Annotated in this window: 16 protein-coding genes; 10 read left to right on the forward strand and 6 right to left on the reverse strand. The window is 51.4% G+C overall.

All coding sequences use genetic code 11. The annotated features are described in order from the left end of the window. The first annotated feature begins 120 nt into the window (after positions 1-120). Both MUG09_RS06725 and MUG09_RS06730 read left to right on the forward strand, forming a co-directional pair. Complete coding sequence (locus MUG09_RS06725; protein ID WP_244774784.1) at positions 121-861, forward strand: ABC transporter ATP-binding protein; 741 nt, start codon at positions 121-123, stop codon at positions 859-861. Next, positions 858-2,513, forward strand: a complete 1,656-nt coding sequence (locus MUG09_RS06730; RefSeq protein WP_244774785.1) for an ABC transporter permease — start codon at positions 858-860, stop codon at positions 2,511-2,513. Before MUG09_RS06725 ends, MUG09_RS06730 begins: the two co-directional genes overlap by 4 nt. On the opposite strand, the gene MUG09_RS06735 is transcribed toward MUG09_RS06730, so the two are convergent. From MUG09_RS06735 to hflK, 3 genes are all read right to left on the reverse strand, one after another. Beyond that, on the reverse strand, positions 2,495-3,166 hold the full coding sequence (locus MUG09_RS06735) for a haloacid dehalogenase-like hydrolase (protein WP_244774787.1): 672 nt from the start codon (positions 3,164-3,166) through the stop codon (positions 2,495-2,497). The genes MUG09_RS06730 and MUG09_RS06735 overlap by 19 nt on opposite strands. 77 nt (positions 3,167-3,243) lie before the next feature. Continuing rightward, a complete protein-coding gene (hflC, locus tag MUG09_RS06740) occupies positions 3,244-4,248 on the reverse strand; it encodes a protease modulator HflC (RefSeq protein ID WP_244774789.1) in 1,005 nt (334 codons plus the stop codon). Then, complete coding sequence (hflK, locus tag MUG09_RS06745) at positions 4,245-5,228, reverse strand: FtsH protease activity modulator HflK (protein ID WP_244774792.1); 984 nt, start codon at positions 5,226-5,228, stop codon at positions 4,245-4,247. Before hflK ends, hflC begins: the two co-directional genes overlap by 4 nt. Positions 5,229-5,359: 131 nt before the next feature. Here hflK and metG point away from each other — a divergent pair, with 131 nt between their 5' ends. Then, positions 5,360-7,579, forward strand: coding sequence for a methionine--tRNA ligase (gene metG, locus MUG09_RS06750; protein ID WP_244774795.1), 2,220 nt, complete (start codon positions 5,360-5,362; stop codon positions 7,577-7,579). 72 nt (positions 7,580-7,651) lie between these two features. After that, a complete protein-coding gene (locus MUG09_RS06755) occupies positions 7,652-8,689 on the forward strand; it encodes a lipid II:glycine glycyltransferase FemX (RefSeq protein WP_244774797.1) in 1,038 nt (345 codons plus the stop codon). Here the strand turns inward: MUG09_RS06755 and MUG09_RS06760 are convergent. Beyond that, positions 8,655-9,980, reverse strand: a complete 1,326-nt coding sequence (locus MUG09_RS06760) for a Mur ligase family protein (protein ID WP_244774799.1) — start codon at positions 9,978-9,980, stop codon at positions 8,655-8,657. The genes MUG09_RS06755 and MUG09_RS06760 overlap by 35 nt on opposite strands. A gap of 505 nt (positions 9,981-10,485) precedes the next feature. On the opposite strand from MUG09_RS06760, the gene rpsF reads away from it, so the two are divergent. From rpsF to dnaB, 6 genes are read left to right on the forward strand one after another with little or no spacing between them, the layout of a single operon-like run. Then, complete coding sequence (rpsF, locus tag MUG09_RS06765) at positions 10,486-10,767, forward strand: 30S ribosomal protein S6 (RefSeq protein ID WP_244774802.1); 282 nt, start codon at positions 10,486-10,488, stop codon at positions 10,765-10,767. Positions 10,768-10,790: 23 nt separating this feature from the next. Continuing rightward, positions 10,791-11,279 (forward strand): single-stranded DNA-binding protein, encoded by a 489-nt coding sequence (locus tag MUG09_RS06770; protein ID WP_244774804.1) that lies wholly within the window; start codon positions 10,791-10,793, stop codon positions 11,277-11,279. A gap of 42 nt (positions 11,280-11,321) precedes the next feature. Next, positions 11,322-11,612, forward strand: a complete 291-nt coding sequence (gene rpsR, locus MUG09_RS06775) for a 30S ribosomal protein S18 (protein WP_244774806.1) — start codon at positions 11,322-11,324, stop codon at positions 11,610-11,612. Between the two features lie 15 nt (positions 11,613-11,627). Then, the gene (locus MUG09_RS06780) at positions 11,628-12,596 is read left to right on the forward strand and encodes a DUF115 domain-containing protein (protein ID WP_244774808.1); all 969 of its coding nucleotides are present in this window, start codon (positions 11,628-11,630) and stop codon (positions 12,594-12,596) included. A 12-nt stretch (positions 12,597-12,608) separates the two neighbouring features. Beyond that, entirely contained in the window at positions 12,609-13,181 is a 573-nt protein-coding gene (rplI, locus tag MUG09_RS06785) for a 50S ribosomal protein L9 (RefSeq protein WP_244774810.1), read from the forward strand. A 4-nt stretch (positions 13,182-13,185) separates the two neighbouring features. Then, entirely contained in the window at positions 13,186-14,571 is a 1,386-nt protein-coding gene (gene dnaB / locus MUG09_RS06790; protein WP_244774812.1) for a replicative DNA helicase, read from the forward strand. Here dnaB and rseP read toward each other — a convergent pair. Both rseP and dxr read right to left on the reverse strand, forming a co-directional pair. Then, positions 14,561-15,946, reverse strand: coding sequence for an RIP metalloprotease RseP (gene rseP / locus MUG09_RS06795; RefSeq protein ID WP_244774814.1), 1,386 nt, complete (start codon positions 15,944-15,946; stop codon positions 14,561-14,563). The genes dnaB and rseP overlap by 11 nt on opposite strands. Further along, positions 15,943-17,058, reverse strand: a complete 1,116-nt coding sequence (dxr, locus tag MUG09_RS06800) for a 1-deoxy-D-xylulose-5-phosphate reductoisomerase (RefSeq protein ID WP_244774815.1) — start codon at positions 17,056-17,058, stop codon at positions 15,943-15,945. Before dxr ends, rseP begins: the two co-directional genes overlap by 4 nt. Positions 17,059-17,064 lie beyond the last annotated feature (6 nt).

The raw sequence follows: 17,064 nt of genomic DNA on the forward strand, positions 1-17,064 counted from the left end.
AAATATGCAAGAAAAGAGTGAGTTTGGTCCAAATATGGTGAATTAATATTCATAAAAACTAATTCGAAAAATATCGAAATAGAACTTGTCAAATTTCTTGTTCCCTCGTATACTGCAACTATGTTGGAATGTAAACACCTCTATAAACGGTACGGAAATCAGAAGAAAAATGCGGTCGACGACCTTTCACTCACTATTGAAAGCGGCCGGATTTTCGGCTTCCTCGGCCCCAACGGAGCCGGCAAGAGCACCACGATCAAAATGCTGGTCGGCCTTTTGAAACCCGACCAAGGAACCATTCAATTTGACGGTAAGAACAGTAAAACCGACGCACTCTCGTATAAGCAGAGCATCGGGTATGTTCCTGATGAGCCGGTTTTCTATGAACGGATGACCGCTTTGGAGCATCTTACCTTCATTGCAGATATCTATGAGGTGGAACAGAAGGTGCGCAAGGCACGCATCGATGAGCTGTCCAAGACACTGTTGCTCTCAGATGCCCTTTCCGATCAGATTTCCAGCTATTCGCACGGGATGAAGCAAAAGCTGTCGGTCATCGCCGCGTTGCTTCCATCCCCCAAGCTCCTGATACTCGATGAGCCGATGGTGGGTCTGGATCCCAAGGCCTCATACATCCTCAAGCAGTTGCTCAAGTCGTACGCTCAGGCTGGAAATACCGTGTTCTTTTCCACCCATGTGTTGGAGGTCGCCCAGCAACTTTGTGATACGCTGGGCATTATCAAGGAGGGCAGGCTGCTGTACTGCGGAACGTTCGAGCAGCTGCAGGCCGATGCAGGGGAGGGGACGGAGAATCTGGAACAGCTTTTCCTGGAGTTGACCGATGAGGGAACACCCTCATGAGCTGGAGAACCATATACCTGTTGGTCAAGGCCTACTGGCTGGGCAACAAGCCGATCGCCAGCGCTCTTGAGCGTTTGAGTTTTCAGAGGAAGGGAAGCAGGTCCTCTCTGCTTTCGGTCGTGATTGGCTTGATGCTTCTGGTGATGTTCGTCTACTTCTCCCTGTTGCTGGGCCTGAACTACTATAGCTATCAAATGCTGGGAGTTTTGATCGATCAGCCGCTGATGGGGTTGTTCATTGCATCGGCCTTATCCTTTTTCGGCTTGCTTTTGTTCAGTTTCACCTCCATCCACGATTTTCTCTACACCGCCAAGGACATCCTCATGGTGCGTACGCTCAAAGTAGGGGACGCCTCCGCTTCTCTGAGCCGCTTGATTCTCCTCTATCTGCACTATGCACCACTGTATTGGTTTTTAACCCTCCCGGCTCTTGTGGTGGGCTCGTTCATCCAAGGTGTTTCAATTTCCTATGTACTGTATTCTCTTCTTTACCTGCTGTTCGGACCGATCCTCCCGCTCTGCTGCTCCGTCCTTGTCGCCCTTATACTCATCGGTGCCAGCAGAGGAAAAAGATTTCGGTTCCTTGAAGAGATTGCACCCATGATTCTTTTGGTCCTGTTCATTGTAGGAATTAGTGCATCCTTTACCAGGAATCTCGGCGAGGATTCATTGCTGGACTTCCAATACGAGGCGATGCTGGCCACTGTTGCACCGCTGCTCACCTCCTTATTGGAAAAACTGCCGCTGTTCACCCTTCAGGCAAAGCAGATGTTCTCGTTTTCCTCTTCCCTTCTGATGGTGGCTATAAACGGTATTTTTGTACTGCTGACGAGCATTGCTGTTGTACGCACGTATCAAGCAAATTTTTCCAAATTGTTGAGCAATCAGAGTACACGAAGCAGACGCAAAAGAGCGTATGAATTCAAGGCGAACAGCCAAGTATCTGCCCTGTTGAAGCGTGAGTTGGTGGTTATACGGTCCAATTCAAGTTTTCTTTTCGAGTTGGTGGGTGAGCTTTTCATCCCCGTCATCCTGATAGTTGTCTATATGCTTACCGGGGTGATGGATGAGATGGCCGTTTTGGCAGATACCCTCAAGGATTTCCCCTTCTTTGAGCAGATCCTGTTCTTAATCATGCTGTTGGTTGCGAATCTGGGGATGCTCAGCTCCACCAGCGTCTCCAGACAGGGACGTATGTTCGTCTACGACAGGCTCTATCCTGTATCCGCTGCAGTCTATGTACAGGCGAAGCTGCTTTTGCACATGTGTCTGGTGGGTTTTCCCAATATAATCTATCTGAGCTTGTCTCTGATGTTTTTCGGTCTGAATCCGTACCACCTCCTATGGATGGTCCCCCTCTCCCTCACCCTTATCCTGCTTAGTGCAACCCTGCATCTCTGCATCGATTACCATAATCCGAAGCTCGATTGGACCTTGGCGCAACAGGCTATGAAAAGCAACCCCAACGGCTTGATAGGTTTGGCTCTTTCGTTTGTCCTTGAAGTGGTGGTTGCCGCCTTTCTGGTGCTACCCGTCCTGTTGGGCCTTCCGTTCATCTACTTTGCAGCAATCCTCTGTGCTCTTGCACTCCTGTCGTTGAGGTATACCTATCGGTTGGTCGTAACCCAGGCTTCTCAAGCGCTTGCAAGGTAGGATGCCAGGCGGGAGCAAACATCGGCAAGACTGGTGTGCGTCTCAAATGGGTAGGCTCTCTGCGACTGGTTCCAGTTGATGACCAAGCCCAGGTCAGCGGCCTTCAGCATGGGAATGTCGGTAGGCCCATCGCCGACCGCCAGAATTGTAGGGTAGTCACGCCTCAGCTGCTCCAAGGCCTTTGCCTTTGCCTGCGGCTCGTTGATATCGACAACCATACGGGCTCTTCCTGCCTCATCCCAAACCAAGCGCTTGCCACGAATGAGAAAGAAGTGCTGTTTCAGTCCGATCTGCTGCAGAAAAGACTCGACGAGGTTCTCCGTACCACAGGTCAATACGGCAAGGTCTGCAATATTACCAAGGGAAGCCAATGCATGGATGTCTTCAGTAGAGAGAAACAAGGAAATGTCACGGGCAACCTCGTCGATCATACCTGCATTTGCCGTTCGTACCAAATCGGCATATCGCTTGTGGAATGCATCACCGATCAAAGTCCCTTTCTGGTCTTGCAGGATGAGGCGTTTGGCCCTCTGTTTGAAAAGCGTTCCTTTGGTGGAGGCGACCTTTCGTATCAAGCGCTGTTCGCTGTCGTATGGGGCAATGGGGTAGAGTGTTCCATCAAAATCAAAGGTTATGCATGCTCTCTTGCTCATACAAGAGAGTGTAGCAGGAGAGTATAAAAAGAGGAAGGGATACCCTCCCTTCCTCCAAATTCTGGGAATGAGATATGCTAGATGAACTCTTTTCCATAGAGCATATCGAAATACTGCATATCCGTGCTCAGAATCTTGTTCAAAGCCGGAATGGTCTTTCGATAGGACTCCAAGGTTCTCCACAGTTCGAAGAACTCCGGATCTGCTTCATACGCCTTGGCATAAATCTCTGCTGCACGGGCATCGGCGATACCCTTGGTCTTCTCACTGGTCGCATAGGCGGCGGAGAGGATCTGACGCTGTTCGCTCTCGGTCTTGCCTTGCCACTGGGCGAGCTGGCCTCGTCCGTAGGAGCGGTAAGCTTCGGCAATCTGGTTTCGTTCCTTGATCATCCTCTGGTACACGCTTTCAGTCAGATCATCGCTGTAGCGGATCTGACGGACCACGATATCAATCAATTCGATGCCGAATCCATCAGTGAACTGCTTGGCTTGGTTGAACATTCTGGTCGACAGTCCATCACGACCAATGAGGATGGTCTCCTGCCTGGACTGGGTGACTGTCAGGTTTCTCAGCGTTTCGGCATCCTCATTGCTCTCCACTTCCAGGTTTTGAGTCTGCTCCTCAACTTTTATTGAGTTGATCTGGTTGGTGTTCCGAACGGCCTCATTGAGATAGTTCTCGCTGATGATGGTGCGGATCGAGGAGTCCAGGATGTCGTTGAGCCTGGAAATACCATTGTTTACGGTGTTGACCGTTTCATAGTACTTGGCAGGATCGGAGATTCTCCAACGAGCGGTGGTATCGACCCAGATGAACTGATTCTCCTTGGTGGGGATGCGCTGTGCCGCACCATCCCAGCTGAGGATCTTTTTCGGGTAGATGATTACGTTGTCGATGAGCGGCATCTTGAACTTCAGGCCGGACTCTTGTTCTGCATTGACAATCGCTCCGAAGCGGGTGATCACCGCCTGTTGCCCTTCGTACAGGATGTAGAAAGGTCCGAGCAGGATGAATACCACCAAGAATACGACTACAACCACCAAGGTGGTAATGAGTTTCCTATTGGTTTTCGCCTTCATTTCGTACCTCCTTCAAGCATTTGTATCGGAAGGAAGTTTGCCAGGTTCTTGTCAACCAAGGTCACCGAACCTTCGCTGGTCGGGTTGATGATCGACTCCATGGCTTCAATATAGAGGCGGGTTCGTGTAATGTTCTTGCTCTTCTCGTAGACTTCCCGCACGCTGTTGAAGCGGGCTACGTCGCCGGTTGCCTGGTTGACACGCTCGCTTGCATAGCCTTCGGCGACCTGGATGATCTGGTTTGCTTCACCACGGGCCGAGGGGATGATTCTGTTGTAGTTCTGCTTCCCTTCGTTGATCAGACGGTTCATGTCCTGGATGGCCTTGTTGACATCCTCGAAGGCATCCTGCACCTGACCGACCGGGGGTACGATGTTTTGCAGCTTGACGGTGACCACCCTCACGCCCAAACCGAATGCGTCGAACAGTTTTTGCATATTGTCCTGGGCCTCGACCTCGATGCGGGTTCTTTGACTGGTCATGACTGCAAGGATGGGAAGGTCTCCGACCAATTTATTCATGACGCTCTGACTGATGTCACGAATGGTGGTCTCCCTCGATTCAACGTTGAACATCCATTTCACAGGATCCTCGATCTTGTATTGGACGATCCACTGCACATCGATGATATTCAAGTCCCCGGTTAGCATCAGCGACTCATTCGTGTAGTCGGTGTTGCCGAACAATGGTGAGGTGCTGTTGTTCTGGCGATACCCGAAGGTCATGGTTTGGACGACCTGTGTGGGTACATTGTAACTAGCCTCGATTCCCAGGGGAATCTTGGTCTGAAGGCCAGGGCCTACGGTGCGGTTGTACTTGCCGAGGCGAAGCACGACTGCCTGTTCAGTCTGGTCGACGACAAAGAAACTGCTGAGAACCAACATGACAAGCACGATTGCGACAATAATCCAGATTACAAGCTTCGGACTGATATTGTTCACTTTTCGCGCAGGCCTCGGTGGTTGCTGCATGGTATCCATAATAACTCCTGTTGGTGCCGTAGCACTCTATCAATGTACCCACACAGAGTGGTATCGTCAAGCTCGCAATCTTGGCAACAATGTCCGGTTTGCCATTGAAATAAACGCTTTTGAGGGCTATGATGTCCCCTATGAAAAAGAGACTTGTAACCAGTGCACTCCCCTATGTAAATAATATTCCGCATCTGGGTAATTTGACCCAAGTGCTCTCAGCCGATGTTTTTGCCCGTTTCTGCCGCTCCAAAGGGTATGAGACCCTCTACATCTGTGGTACTGATGAATACGGTACGGCTACCGAGACCCGCGCCTTGAAAGAAGGGCTGAGCCCCCGGGAACTTTGTGACCGCTATCATGCGATTCATCGGGATATTTATGCCTGGTTCAATATTGCTTTTGATTACTTCGGCAGAACCAGCACGGAAATGCAGACGGCGATAGTGCAGGACATTTTTACCAAAGTCGACGCAGCCGGGTATATCAGCGAGCATGAGCTTGAGCAGCTCTACTGTCCTTCGTGCCAGCGTTTTCTTGCTGACCGTTTTGTCGAAGGCACCTGTCCCCACTGCCATTCAGAAGGTGCAAGAGGGGATCAGTGCGACAGCTGTCAGACCCTCCTTGATCCTGTTGAGCTGATCAACCCCCGCTGCGGGGTGTGCGGCACCAGGCCCGTTCCGAAGAAAACCAAGCATCTGTACATCGACCTTCCCAAGGCTCTGCCTTTGCTTGAACAGTGGATGGAGCAGGCGAGCAAAGAGGGTTTCTGGGCAAACAACGCCATTCAGGTGACCAAATCCTGGATTCGCGACGGTTTGAAGGAGCGCTGCATCACCCGCGACTTGAAATGGGGCATTCCGGTACCCAAGCCCGGCTATGAGGACAAGGTCTTCTATGTCTGGTTCGATGCCCCGATCGGCTACGTTTCCATAAGTGCCAACGCGACCAAGGATTGGAAAAAATGGTGGCAGGAACCCAAGAACACCGAGCTGTTCCAGTTCATCGGAAAAGACAATATTCCCTTCCACACCGTGATTTTCCCCTCATGCCAGTTGGCCAGCGGCGAGGACTGGACGATGCTGCATCATATGAGCAGCACCGAGTACCTGAACTATGAGGGGGGAAAGTTCAGCAAGAGCCTCGGCATCGGTATTTTCGGCAACGATGTACAGGACACCGGCATCCCGGCCGATGTCTGGCGCTTCTATATGTTTTACAACCGTCCGGAAAAAAGCGATGTCACTTTTACCTGGACCGATTTTCAGGAGAAGGTGAATGGAGAGCTGATCGGCAATCTTTCAAACCTCGTGAACCGCACACTCACCTTTGTGAAGCGCTTCTATCCCGAGGACGCCTCGTTGCTCGATGCTTGTATCGATGAAGAACTTTGGAAACAAGTCTTGGAAAAGGAAGCGGAAATCGACGCCCTTCTCGAGCGTGCTGAGGAACGGGATGGCCTTCGCCAGATTCTCGCCCTCTCTTCCGTAGGAAATAAAGCATTCCAGGACGGGGAGCCTTGGAAGCTCAAGAACACCGATCCCGAGAAAGCGAAGAGCCTGCTCAAGACGCTGATGTATCTCATCAGGGATCTGGGTATTATGGTTGAACCGTACATGCCCACCACAAGCGCTCGGATTCTCGCTTTCCTGGGTTCTGAAAATGCCCGTTGGACGGATTTGGGGAAGACGGAAGGCATCGAGCATCTCAATCAACCTGAATTGCTGTTCTCCAAGCTGGAGGATGTAACCATCGACAGCCTGAGGACTCGTTTCAGCGGTTCTCAGGAAGAGCGTAAACTCAAGGAACAAACCATCAAGATGGAGAAGGAAATGGAACATACAGAAGACCAGGTCGGCCTGGCAGAGCAGTTTGCAAAGAGAGTCATTCTCAAGGTTGGAAAGATTACTACCGTTGAAAAGCACCCTCAGGGTGATAAGTTGTACATCCTCACCCTCGATATGAAGGAAGAGGAGAGCAGGACCATCGTCAGCTCGATTGTTCCCTACTATACAGCCGAACAGTTGCAGGATCAGCACATTGTGGTGGTGAGCAACCTGAAGCCGGCAAATTTCCGTGGCGTTAAGAGTTATGGAATGTTGCTTGCCGCAAGTGATCCGAAAGCCGAGGAGCATACCACCTGTGAGGTGTTGTTTGCACCACAGTTCGAAGTGGGCACCATGCTCACTCCCGAAGGGTATGAAGCCCCGGTAGAAGCCCTTCCCTATGTGAAGGCGGATCATTTCTTCTCCATGCCCATCGTAACTGAAGGGGGAGTGGTGAAGATCGACGGCAAGCCGGTCGGCAGGGATGGGGTGTATCTTACCTCCAAGCAGTATCTGGATGGTCCGGTGGGTTGATCGCCTGCCAGGTGTTCATAGATTGCAAGGGGGCCGTGGGGGCCCCCGTTGTTTCATAAAGGGAAGGTGGGAATGATGGTTGTCCGGTCGATTGATTACAAAAAATTCGTATGTACCGGATCGGTGATGCAAAGCAGCTACTGGGCTGCAGTCAAGCATGGGACCGGCTGGAAACCGTATGCCTTTGAAGTCGAGGATGACCAAAGGCGTTTTTCCGTATTGGTGCTCGTCAAGCAGGTCCTCCCGTTGTGGCAGCTTGCCTATATACCGTTCGGTCCCCCTCTCTCCTCCCAGGTGGGTGAGTTCCTCAGGCAACTGGCGAAAGAGCTGCGTAAAAAGCTTCCGTCCTCTGTCTTCGCCCTGCGATACGATCTTCCTTTCGATGAAGTCAATGATCAAAATGTAATGGTTATCAACGCCCCCCGCTTCAGAACCTGCAAGGAGAGCGTGCAACCTGAAGGTACCGTGAGAATCGACTTGCACTGGGGCTATCATGCGGTGACACTTGGCTACCGTGACAGGGCTAAACGTGCACTTCGCAAAGCAAGCCAAACTTTTGAAGCGGGCCTTTGGAGCGGTGATGACGCTTCGTTCAAGCGATGGTATGAGATTTATCTGGAAACCGCAAAGCGTGATGGTTTCTCCCCGCGCTCGGCTAAATATTTGAAAGCCCTTTTGACTCTCGACGGCAAGGTTGCCGGCGATGTGGAGTGTAAACTGCTGCTGGCCACGGAAAAACGCAAGATTGTCGGGGGGATCATTGTTCTATTCTCCAAAACCGAGGCTGTATACCTTTATGGTGCTTCCATGCGCTTCGATTCACTTTCCTGTTCCCATGTGTTGCAGGACTATGCAATCAGGATGGCTTGTGAGAAAGGGTGTGCCATCTACGACTTGTACGGGATCTCGGGACCGAAAGGAAGGGGGAGTCACTTGGCGGGGCTGGAGGTATTCAAACTCTCATTCGGCGGGCAGGCGTACTACCGCAGTCCTTCGACCGACTACGTCTATTCCTTCATTCCGTGGAAAATCTATGCGATTACCGAGTACATTCGATATCGATTGAAACGAAGAATCAAGCCTCAAGAAGGAGTCCAACCAAATTCTTGAATTGATTGCCTCGGTCGAATTCATTGGCAAAAAGTTCAAACGATGCGCTTCCCGGTGAGAGCAGGATGGCCTGTGGAAGATCCGGAAGGTCTTGTTGTTTCGCCTGGGCTGCGTCGAAACTTGCCTGCAAGGCATCACCCATGGACTTGAAGGGCCCCATGTATGAAATGGAATTCGCCTTAAGCAGCGGCAACAGCTTGTTCTGAGTGAAACTACCGTCCAACAACGAGATGCTGCTCGCATGTCTCACTTCCTCCAGCATGGCATCGGCTTTCAGGTTCTTGTCGGTCCCCCCGCAAATCAAGTGTACAGCCATGGACCGGAATTTCGCATAGGAGAAATGGACAGCCTCGGGGATGGTTGCGGCACTGTCATTGACGAACAGGATGGAACCGAGTGTTCCCACCTGCTCGATACGGTGAGGCACACCCTGAAAACTTTCCAGCGCCTTGAGGATGCTCTTGTATTTGAGTCCCAAGGCCAACAGGATTGCATAGGCGCTCTGCAGGTGCGGTTGTTGCTCCAGCTCCTTCGGGCAGGAACGGTCGATACCCCTGATGTGCCGGCGGTCGAGTTTTGTCTGTTTCTGAATTCTTTTCATCATGACGTCGGGTACAACGGCGGTATGTATGCTTGGGGTGAACAACTCCAGTTTGTCCTCGAGATACTGCTCGATGGACTGGTAGGAGTTGAGGTGGTCGGGATAAAAATTCGTGAGGGCGCATACCTCCATTATCGGCAGTTGCCCATGCAGGGATTGAACTGAATCCCTGATCTGCCAGGAGGAGAATTCAACCACCAAATAGTCGGGGAGCCTTCGTCCTTGCTCATGCCTCCGTTCCCACTCCTTGAGAACGGTGAAGGCGCTGATGCCCATGTTGCCGCACTGCATCGCTTCATATCCGAGGTGGGTTAATACGTGTGCAACCGCAGCGCTGGTGGTGGTTTTCCCCTTTGTTCCCGTTATACCGATGATTTTCACTTGCTCGCACCAAGGGGAGGAGAAGAGCCAGGCGAAGTCGTTGACCACCATGCGGGCATGGGAGAGCATTGGATGATTGGGGGGAATAGCGGGATTCTTGACGACGATGTCGGCCCACAGAAAATCTTCGCTTCGGTGTGTTCCCGATATACACAAGGCACCTCGAAGTGTAAGGGATTCCATCTCGGAGCCCAAGTCACACGCACCCTTGAGATCGGTTATCCTCACTTCATCGCCATGGTCGAGAAAATAGGACGCAGCCGCATAGCCTCCACCGTGCATCCCCAATCCGAAGATGAGAACCTTCATACTACCTCCCCTTGGCTCTATAGTAGGAAGAAAGTGCAAACAGGGCAAGACGAATCGGTGCGATTTACGAGGGAAATCGTGTTCAGAAATAGCAATGTTTTTTCTACTCATCCCCCTTGACCTTGGTTTGGTATACTCGCATAATGGTACGGTAATTACAAAACCGCCCGGATTCGGCCAACACCGAAAAAAAAGCCGGTAGGTAAGGAGCTCTACAGTGCCTTGTGGAAGAAAAAGAAAAAAGCATAAGATTGCTACTCATAAGAGAAAGAAAAAGCTCAGAAAAAATAGACATAAGAATAAATAGTTTTTTCTGCTAATCTTACGCTTGGTGCCAAAGCAAGAAAACCGTCGGTCGCTCCGGCGGTTTTTTCTATCCAAGCTCTTATGGCATTGTAGGATATGCTGTCCGTTTTGTTGACCTTGTTGTACAAAGTATGGTATTCTACTGAGAACCTCTTTATCCGCTCTTGAGGGCGGATCATTTAGTCCGTAAGGAGGAACCATGAGAAATTATGAGTTCACCGTTATCTTCAATGCAAATGAAGAAAACACAACCGCTGGCCTGGAGTATGTGACCAGCACCTTCGCAACTGCCGGGGTAGAGATTACCAAGCAGGAAGACATGGGCGTCAAGTATCTGGCCTATGACATTAAGAAACAGGAAAAAGGGCACTATGTCTACTTCGAACTGAAGGCAGATCCGAGCAACATCCTCGAATTCGAACGGGGATTTCTCTTGAACGCCAACATTTTGAAGTATCTGTTTGTAAACACTGAGAAATAATCTTAAAGAAATGGAGCAAAAGAATGGCAAATGACTTGAATGTAGTCGCGTTGGTGGGTCGGCTTACGAGGGAGAGCGAACTTCGTTATTCCAATGGAGGCATGGCCATCTGTCGTTTTTCCATTGCTGTCAACCGTAGAAAGAGGACGGCTGATAATCGATGGGAGGATGAGGCCAACTTTTTTGACTGCACGATGTTTGGTAAGAGCGCTGAGTCCATCAACCAGTATTTGGAGAAGGGCAGGCAGGTCTCCATCATCGGAGAACTGAGGCAGAGTCGCTGGGAACAGGACGGACAAAGCCGAAGCAGGGTTGAGATTGCCGTTAATTCTTTACAGCTCCTTTCAAGTCCCGCTTCTACCGATGGTAGAAACGAGAGAAGCTACGGCGAACAGCCTGTAGCGAGAAATCAGGGGTCGTACAACCCTCGTCCAAGTGCAAGGCCGGAACAGGTTCCTGTTATGGATATGTCCGGTCCCGAGCAGTTTGACGACGACCAGATCCCATTCTAAAACGCTGCCCGAGGGCAGCCGATGTTGCAAGGAGAAATATGCATGCGTGATGACGATAATGATTCCATGATGAATGATATGGATGGAAAGGGTGGAAGAGACAGACGGATGGGGGGCCGCAAGCCTGCTTTCCGTAAGAAGGTTTGCAAATTCTGCACCCAAAACCTTACTCCCGACTACAAGAATCCTGAGATGCTCCGGCGCTATATCACCGAGCGTGGAAAGATTCTTCCTGCCCGCATCACTGGTTGCTGTGCAAAGCACCAGAGAGCAGTTACCAACGAGATCAAGAAGGCCCGCGTACTCGCGTACCTTCCGTTTGAGAAGAAGTAATCTGTGTTGGGCAGCATGAACCAGAAGAATCGTGAAGCAGTAAAGTACTTGTTGATTGCAGTGGGTGTTAGTTTTGTGCTCTCCCGCTTGATGGTCGGCAATTTTCTCTTCACCATTCCCTTGATGGTTCTTGCCCCAAAGTTTTCCGATCGTAAAGGAGAACTGCTTCCTGTCATATTGGTAGGTGCATTGATTCTGCTTACCGAGTTGATTCGCTCGAGGAATGCCTTGAGCAGTGAGGAAGGAAGAATTCTGCTTGTGATTGGATTGTTCATCCCCTCTGTGTTGCTGGTTGCTTCTGCGGTATGGATCGCATCGGTTAATCAACGGACAGTGTACCGCTATCTGGCCTCATGCCTCTTTGGGGTGGTTGCCTCTTTTGCGGTGGTTATCTGGTTTTCAAAGCCGACCGAGCCGTTGATGCGGGTGAACTCAGTAATGTATGAGACATTCCGCCTTATTCTCGGACAGGCTTCCGGTACGACGGATTCAGTCCTTCCGATGGCCGAGGATGCCATCAAGGGAGTGTATCATATGTCGGTATTGATGATAGGAGCTGTACTTGCTCCGCTGTGTATGGCATTGGTGGGATTTGCCAGTTTTCTGGCGATGAGCTACCAGGCACGGTTTGATGGCGGCTTCTCCGTCCGGGTTTCGAAATGGAAGGTCCCCGATCACTTGATTTGGATTTTCCTGGGCTCCTGGACAGTGGTATTGCTGCTGATTCTTGCCAAGGCAGGGTATTTGGCAAGGGCTTTGTCCCTGCAGGTTGCCCTGGGCAGTGCCGTGTTGTATGCTGTGCAAGGTATGGCCATCGTAACACATTTCATGTTGCGAAAAGGCATCGCCGTCAATACTGGAAGGTTGGTTACCACCACGTTCCTGCTGGCTTTTTTGATTCCCGGGGTGAACCTGCTGGTTGTCTTTGTACTGCCTTTGTTGGGTGTTACGGAGACTTGGATTGTGTATAGACGTAATGAGTAAGGAGTTTTCCCTATGAAAATCATTCTCAATCAGGATGTCGTCAACCTCGGTGAAGAGGGAGACGTTGTAGTTGTAAAGGACGGGTATGCCCGTAACTATCTGCTTCCTACCGGCATGGCTGTGATGTTCAATAAGACCAATCAAGCCATTTTTGCTTCCCGTACCGCTGCCATCGAGAAGCGTAAGATCGAGAAGCGCAGTGCCAGTGCAAGCATGAGGGAGAAACTGAACAAGGTTGTCCTCACCATGGTTGTGTCTGCTGGTGAAAGCGGCAAGCTTTTCGGTTCGGTCACCTCCTCCATGGTTCAGGATGCCCTTGCAAAGCAGGGTATCGAGGTCGAGCGCAAGAAAATCGAGGTTCCCACCCATGCAATCAAGATGGTCGGCAATTACTCGGTTCGCGTACGCCTCTATGAGGACGAGAGTGCCGAGGTGAAGTTGGTCGTCGAGAGCGAGGCTTCAGTGAAGGCTCGTCAGGCTGCCGAGGCCAAGGCTGCCGCCGAAGCTGCAAAAGCCGCCGCCAAGGCTGAAGCTGAAGCTGCCAAGGCTGCTGCCCAAGAGGCACAGGCCGAAGCCAACGAGTAAGTAGATGGCATCGAATAGCATGCTGGGGCGCGTTCCCCCTCAGAATGAAGAGGCAGAACGCGCTGTATTGGGCGCAATTCTGCTCAATGAGAAGGTCCTTGTAGAAGTGACCGACTTTTTGGGCAAGGATGACTTCTATAAAGTCGCCCATCAGCACCTGTTCGGGGCCATTGTTGCATTCAGGCAGGAGAGTTCGGAAACCCTCGACCTTATTACACTCAGTGCCTATCTGAAGCGTAAAAGTCTTGTCGAGCAGTGCGGCGGACTCTCCTACATTTCCACCCTCACCAGCGACGTTCCCACTACGACGAACGCCGCGTATTATGCTAAGATCCTGAAAGCCTTGAGCCAGAGGCGCAAGCTGTTGTTGTTTGCCTCCAAACTCAAGGACAATGCTTTTGATGAGTCGCAGGATATCCAGAAAGTCATTGATGAAGGCGAACAGTCTCTGTCAACCTTGAGCAATGAGACCGCAGGCAGCGACAACTACTACTCGATCAAGGATCTGATCACCAATACCATCAGTGATATCGAGATGCGCAGCACCAGCGGCATCAAGAATGGTTTTGAGACGGGCTATCTTCCTCTGGACTCCATCACCGGCGGGTTCAAGAAGCAGGAGTTCATCATCGTAGGGGCGCGTCCTTCCATCGGTAAGACAGCCTTCGCCCTCTCCTTGACGTTGAACATGATCGTCAAGAAAAAGTATCGAGTCGGGTTTTTCTCGCTTGAAATGAGTGCAGCCAGTCTCATGGAACGACTACTGACCGGTCACAGCCGCGTCGATTTCTCACATATCCGCAAGGCAACCCTGAAGAACAGTGAAATGAGCGCCATCATTGATGCCTCCGGAGCCTTGTATGAAGCTGAGCTCTACATCCAGGATACTCCCAACATGAAGTTGATGGAGCTCAGGGCGCAGGCCCGAAGGATGAAGCTTGAGCATGACATCCAGGTGATATACATCGACTATATCGGATTGATCGATGCCGAAGCCGATGCCCGCATTCCCCGTCATGAACAGATTTCCATCATCAGCCGTTCGCTCAAGCAACTCGCCCGTGAACTCGATCTGCCGGTGGTCTGTCTTTGTCAGGTCGGTCGTCAGGCGGACGGTGTCGAGCCCAAGCTCAGCGATTTGCGTGACAGTGGTTCCATCGAACAGGACGCAGACGTTGTCATTCTGCTCCACCGCGATGTCGGCAAGAACCGTACCGATGATGAGTCTGAGCGTGAAAAGAACAATATCCAGGAAACCAAGATCATCATGGCCAAGAACCGAAACGGTGAAACCGGTGTATTCTCCCTTGCTTTTGTCAGCAACATTGTTCGCTTTGAGGAGATGGAGTTCAGCCGCAAATATGTGGCCGGTAATAATCCTAATGCCTGATTGCCAGTAGATGGCGAACATCAACAACGGTCAAGAGCAGGAAAATCCCAATAATACAGACAACACCCAGCAACTGAAGCACGTAGTACGTCTTCGGCCGTATCTGTTTTTTCCTCACCCATTCACCCAAGGCTATGAGAACCTGTCCCCCATCGAACGCCGGCAGGGGAATGAGGTTCGCTATCGCGAGGGAAATGGAGACTCCTCCCATCAAGTAGAAGAGTGCATACAGGCCGCTGTGTGTATTCTGCTCAAGCCCCAGGGTGGTGATATCACCGATGAGCAAGGCCGAACGGGCCATCCCGGTAACCGAGCTGCGAAGATTCTCCTCATCACGCGAGAATAAACCTGCTATCATTGCGAAAGTCTGTTCTACGATGAGCTTGGTGCGGTTGTAGCCTTCCAGCAGGCTGAAGGGCTTGCCGCCTCGCTTCACCGTCCGCGCGGCGATGGAGAATTGGAAGTCCTTCATGCCTCGTTCATCATGTCCGGGAGTAAAACGGATGAGGACTTCAGTGGTACCGCGAAGGACAGTCAACTGAAGAGAGGGCCCGGCGGCATTGATCAGCTCCAGTAGTTCCAGATGATTGGAGACCGGTACGTCATCAACGGCAATAATCAAATCGCCATTTCTCATGCCTGCGCGATACTCCTCGGAGTCGGGTCTGACACTTCCTACCAGCGCCTGCTGGAGTGCCGTCAGCCCATACCGAAATGAGCAGTCCTGGGTTTCTTGGCCTGCAACGGTGAACTCCAATTCGGTATCCCCGCGCATGACCGTGAAAACTTCAACGCCCGACGATTCCCTGAGCATGGACTCCAAATCCTCCCAATCGGCAACATCCACACCATTGAGTTTGACTACAAGATCTCCGCTTTGTATTCCCGCCTCGGAAGCAGGGCTGGAAGCATCGGCGAATAAGGTTGGATAGTCGTCCACCGTTGCAACGATGGATGGCGTCGACACCACCTGCATAGGAAGAGTGGCTAGAGAGGCGTAAAGGAGAATGGCGAACAAAAGGTTTGCCAAGGGTCCTGCAAGGTAGGTGACCACCCGTTTGGAAGGATGGACGGAGAACAACGAACCTTCTTCGGTGTGGGTGAATGTGCGCTGTCCATCGATGAGGGCTTGACTGAGGTCGTCCGATCCTTTGAGACGGCAGTAGCCGCCCATGGGAAACATGCTGATGCGGTATTCGGTTCCCTTATACAGCTTGCCCAACAGCTTCGGTCCAAGACCGAAGGAGAAAACCTCAACTTCTATCCCGTGGATTTTTGCAGCTGCCAAGTGCCCGATTTCATGGATGACCACCACAATGGTAATCCCCATCAAGCCGATGAGGTACTTCACCAGAAGGGAGGTGAATTCACTCATAAAAGACTGCTTGCAATCTGTCTGGCTTTCGCATCCAGAGCCAGGATCTGAGAAAAGGAGGAAACCTCTTCATCCCACCGCTGGTCGAGCGTTCGCAGGACCACTTCAATCAATTTAGGGTAGGAGATTCTTTGCTGCATGAAGGCATGCACCGCCACTTCATCGGCTGCATTGAAAGCCAGGGCGCTCGAGCCTTTGCGTCTGAGAATTTCGAATGCGAGACCGAGCAGGGGAAAGCGCTTGAAATCAGGTTGTTCAAAGCTGAGGGACAAACTGGTGAAATCCAGCGGCCTGACCAGCGAGGTCGCTCCCTCGCACAGTGCATTGATGATGGGCAAGGTCATGTCGGGATTGCCAAGCTGGGCATAAACGGCACCATCGAAGGTACGGATCATTGAATGGACGATCGATTGGGGATGAATGACCACTTCGATGTGATCGGCATCAAATCCGAAGAGATGGGAGGCTTCAATGACTTCCAAAGCCTTGTTCGCAAGGGTTGCACTGTCGATGCTGATTTTCTTTCCCATATTCCAGGTTGGATGGGCCAGTGCCTGTTCCACGGTTATCCCAGCAAATCGTGAGGCATCGAGTGTCCTGAAAGGCCCACCGCTGGCTGTGATGATGAGTGACTGTACCTGCTTGCGGTCATGGCCCTTGAGCAGTTCAGCCAAGGCCGAATGTTCGCTGTCCACCGGAATAATCGAGGCATTATGTTCCTTGGCAACCTCAAAGAGGTAGGAACCGGCACATACGACGCTTTCCTTGTTGGCAAGCGCGAGGTCGAAACCACAAGAGAGGGCTGCAAGGGATGCGCGAAGCCCATCGAATCCGGATATTGCATTAAGAACGATATCGGCATCCAGAGAATGTAGCATCTGCTCAAGCCCCGTAAAATTTGAGTATGTCCTCAAACCGGAAACCGATTCGATCGCCATACCGGTAAGGCATATCGCTTCAGATGAGAACTCACGGGCCAACGCAACCAATTGCGGTGCATTGGAGTTGGCTGACAACCCAACTACCGTAAGGTCGAGATGCTTCGTTCTGATAGCCTCGAGTGCGGTGCTGCCTATGCTTCCCGTACACCCGAGGATGATGACCCGTTTCATACAACT

The organism is Sphaerochaeta associata (assembly GCF_022869165.1).
Taxonomy (GTDB): Bacteria; Spirochaetota; Spirochaetia; order Sphaerochaetales; family Sphaerochaetaceae; genus Sphaerochaeta; species Sphaerochaeta associata.